At 46.7% G+C, this 516-nt stretch carries 2 protein-coding genes; both read right to left on the bottom strand.

Translation table 11 applies throughout. The features are described from left to right. The coding region (locus ACS8FC_RS20925; protein ID WP_439298195.1) for an Rnf-Nqr domain containing protein at positions 1-139 on the bottom strand (139 nt) is incomplete at its 3' end. Position 140: 1 nt separating this feature from the next. After that, positions 141-516, bottom strand: a 376-nt coding sequence (locus ACS8FC_RS20920; protein ID WP_439298194.1) for an FMN-binding protein, incomplete at its 5' end; no start/stop codon positions are given.

Below are 516 nucleotides of genomic sequence, written 5' to 3'. Positions count from 1 at the left end.
ATGTCAATGCCACACACATAACCATGGCATTTGCCATACTTGTTGTGACCGCCAGCGCCGAACAGATACCGAGAATCTGTAGACCAATGGGATTATTGTCAAAAATAGGCGTGGTTAAAATACTTTTAGTATCAGCCATGTTATGCCTCCTTGCCGTTTGCTACTGGTAGCGTGGCTGCCAATTCGGTTTTAGGTTGAGCTGCCGGCTTTGATTGATTTGCTTGTGTGTCTGCATTATCAAGTGTCTGGCCGCTCTGTTCACGTAGCATATCTAGATAAGGCTTATAGCCTTGCTCGCCTAACCAAAACTGAATCATATTACTGACGCCGCGGCTAGTCAGAGTTGCACCACTGATGCCATCAACCCAGTTTTCTTTTGAATTCCCGGCTTTGGTTACACCCGTGGCAACTTCGCCACTGTCATCATAAGAATGGATGCCGTTCCATTTTGCGCGCCATTCTGGCTCTTCGATACGAGCGCCAAGACCTGGAGTTTCTTTATGCTCATAAAAACTG

Source organism: Psychrobacter sp. 1Y4 (genome assembly GCF_051847555.1).
The sequence above is the reverse complement of the archived record's forward strand: the minus strand, read 5'-3'. Positions and strand labels throughout refer to the sequence as shown.